Below are 2,975 nucleotides of genomic sequence, written 5' to 3'. Positions count from 1 at the left end.
GCCGAACCCTCTGATCGTCAGACCGCCTTCCGGGCCCGCCGGGGCCATGCCGTCTTCGTCTTGTGCGCCCTCGCGCCGGTGGCTGCCAGATCGACGGAATGCGGCGTCGTTCGGCAGCGGCGACGATCCACCCCCGCCACCGTCGACGACCGCACGACTCGCCACAGCCGAGGCTGCGATGCCCGAACGCCGTAGCCACGCGGCGAGCGTCTCGGCCCGCGTCGTCAGCCGTTCCGGTCGGGCGTGCAACGCCTGCCTGACCGGGGAGTCGGGATGGCTGAGGGTGGCTTCCAGCGCGGCGAGCGTGAGCTTTCCGGCCCGCATTGCCCGGGCCATCGGATACCGACGTATCCGGTCGATCAGGTCGGCACGTCCCAGCAGCAGGCCGCACTGAGGCCCGCCGAGCAGCTTGTCCGCGCTGGTCGTGACCACGTTGACGCCGAAGCCGAGCCAGGTCGTGACGTCGGGTTCATCGGCGAGGAGCGGCTCGGGGTGCAGCAGCCCGGAGCCGCAGTCACCGACGAGAGGGATCTCGAAATCGGCGCAGAGCGCGGCAAGATCGTTGATCGCAGGGGTGTCAGTCAGCCCCACCACCTGATAGCTGGACGGATGCACGTGCAGCACGAGCCCGGTCCCCGGCCCGATCGCGTCGGCGTAGTCCCCGAGCGTCGTGCGGTTGGTGGTGCCGACTTCCCGCAGTCGAGCCCCGGTGCAGACCAGCAGTTCGGGCAGCCGGAACCCGTCCGCCGTCTCCACCAGCTCCCCGCGGCTCACCACGATCTCCCGCCGCCCGGCCAGCGCCGTCACCGCGAGGATCAGCCCTGCCGCGTTGTTGTTGACGATGTGCACGCCCGCCGCCGCGGGCACCGCGGCTGCCAACGCGGCCAGGGCGGTACGTCCTCGTCGTCCTCGCCGTCCGGTCCCGAGGTCGAGCTCGAGGTCGGTCGTGCCGGCTGCCAGGTCGAGGGCCGCGCGGGCGGCCGCGGACAGGGGAGCTCGGCCGAGCCCTCCGTGGAGCAGGACGCCGGTAGCGTTGATTACTGGGCGCAGTCCGGTGGCGGCGCGGGCGAGCGTCATCGGTGTCGCTACCGGCGTCGTCGGGCTGTCCTGGGCCGGGGATGCGAACAGACTTGTACGATCAATCACTCTCGGTGAAGCTAGTGCTCCTCCTCGTGGGATTCCGGACCTGGCCGGGACGGCGGCGTGGCCTGTCGGGTGTCTGCCCCTGCTGGGTGCCTGTAGGATCAGCCTGCTGCCCTCACGGCTCTGGCCGTCCTTTCGATGATCAAAGCGGCGCATGGTCAGGCCTCGGACCTTCGGTCACCCGGACGGCCCCCCGCCCAGATTGATCGTCGGCCAGGGTGGATCGTCGACGCTGAAGATGAGGGCGACGTCGGTGTCGGAGACGAAATCGACGAGCCGTGCCCCCGCCGGTAGCAGAGCCAGCGCGTGACGGAGCTCCGCGGCGCTCGATCCTTCCCCAGCGGAGATGATGTGCCGCGAGCGGACCCCGCAGGCGAGGTCGGCAGGCGGCGGTGCAGCGCCGGAGAGCCGGGACGCGGAGCGCCCCACGCTGGAGAGCGCGGCGCTGGACAACAGGGCGGCGAGCCGGTGCGCCTCGTCCGGCACGAGATGCGCGACGCAGAGAACGTCGAGCAGGGCCGACTGGGTGCGGAGAACGACGACCGGGGTTCTCCGCGGGACGCTGGGCTGCGTTCCCACGGTGATGACCGTGCCGTCGATCCGGCCGATGAAGGTGATGACGTCCGGGGGAGTGTCATCCGGGGTCCGGGGCGGGGTCCGGGGCGGGTCGATGTCCATGCGTAGACGCTCTCATCGGGCAGCTCGTCATCCCATCCCGCGCGGCGGGGAGCATGCGGGACGGACGGGCGGATGACGACGGGCGGATGACGACGGGCGGGGCGCGGACAAGCGTGCTGACGGACGCGCGATGAGAAGTCGCCCCTGGCGAGGGTCGGCCGCGTGTGGAAGCACCTCGGTCGGGGTACGGGGCCATGGTCGCGCTTGCCCAAAGGCGCGGCGCGACACGGGAGGCAGCCCGGCCGGCTTCTCGTGGCGCTCACGCCGTCCGGTCGCAAGCGGAGCCATGGAGCCAAGCGTGCGGGTTGAGGTGACCGACCGTGATGCCATCGTCGTGCATCCGGCTGGCGACATCGACTATTCGTCCCTGGATCCCCTGCGCGAGGCACTGCTCGACGCACGGGTCGCCGGAGTAAAAGAGATCATCGTGGATCTGGAGCAGGTGAGCTTCCTCGACTCGCAGGGGTTGGCGGTCATCCTGTTCGCCCACCAGCGTCAGCGGTCGGCCGGTGGCCGTCTCGTGCTGCGTAACCTCAACGAGGACGCCCACCGCCTGCTGCATGTCACGAACCTGAGTGCCGTGATAGACGTCGATCACGGCGACTCCGCCCCCGTGCGCGGCCTGGCGACCCGTCAGGGCGCCTGAGCCACGGGGGCCTTCCGGGCCCAGGCCGGATCAACCCGTGGACGGCCTCTCCCAGTGGTAGGAGACGTCGCGGACGTAGGTGATGAAGCCGAGTCCGGTGTACATCCGCACGGCGCGGACATTGTCCTCGTCCACGTACAGCAGGACCGAGTCGAGCCCCTCGGCCTGCAGATGCCGCAGGCCGATCAGGGTGAGTGCCCGGCCGAGTCCCGCGCCGCCCGCGCCCGGGAGCACGCCCACCACGTAGACCTCGCCGATGGGCCCCGGCTGCGCGTTCCGTGGCGGCGTCTGGTCGGTCTCGTGCACCTTCGTCCAGTGGAAGCCGACGAGTGCGCCGTCGTGCTCGGCGAGGAAGAAGCCACGCGGGTCGAACCACGGCTCGGCCCGGCGCCGGGCCAGATCGTCCAGGGTCCACCGGCCCTGCTCCGGATGATCAGCGAAGGCGGCCGCGTTGACGGCCAGCCAGGCCCGGTCGTCCTGATCGGGGACGAAGGTGCGGACCGTCACA

At 70.9% G+C, this 2,975-nt stretch carries 4 protein-coding genes; 1 reads left to right on the top strand and 3 read right to left on the bottom strand.

The window, feature by feature from the left end; all coding sequences use genetic code 11:
• Together selA and AC08ON_RS11790 are read right to left on the bottom strand one after the other, a co-directional pair.
• The coding region (gene selA, locus AC08ON_RS11795) for an L-seryl-tRNA(Sec) selenium transferase (RefSeq protein WP_476616959.1) at nucleotides 1-1,146 on the bottom strand (1,146 nt) is incomplete at its 3' end.
• 174 nt (nucleotides 1,147-1,320) lie between these two features.
• Complete coding sequence (locus tag AC08ON_RS11790; RefSeq protein WP_476616958.1) at nucleotides 1,321-1,821, bottom strand: hypothetical protein; 501 nt, start codon at nucleotides 1,819-1,821, stop codon at nucleotides 1,321-1,323.
• Nucleotides 1,822-2,107: 286 nt separating this feature from the next.
• Here AC08ON_RS11790 and AC08ON_RS11785 point away from each other — a divergent pair, with 286 nt between their 5' ends.
• A complete protein-coding gene (locus AC08ON_RS11785) occupies nucleotides 2,108-2,467 on the top strand; it encodes an STAS domain-containing protein (RefSeq protein WP_476607803.1) in 360 nt (119 codons plus the stop codon).
• Nucleotides 2,468-2,497: 30 nt separating this feature from the next.
• Here AC08ON_RS11785 and mshD read toward each other — a convergent pair.
• Nucleotides 2,498-2,975, bottom strand: a 478-nt coding sequence (gene mshD, locus AC08ON_RS11780) for a mycothiol synthase (protein WP_476616957.1), incomplete at its 5' end; no start/stop codon positions are given.

Source organism: Frankia sp. CoWAU3, from assembly GCF_977971855.1.
Note: the sequence above shows the minus strand (reverse complement) of the source record. Positions and strands in the feature narration are given on the sequence as shown.

Excerpts from the sequence above, each read along its gene's own strand:
- AC08ON_RS11790 (WP_476616958.1), bottom strand. The coding sequence starts at position 1,821 with ATGGACATCGACCCGCCCCGGACCCCGCCCCGGACCCCGGATGACACT.
- AC08ON_RS11785 (WP_476607803.1), top strand. The coding sequence starts at position 2,108 with ATGGAGCCAAGCGTGCGGGTTGAGGTGACCGACCGTGATGCCATCGTC.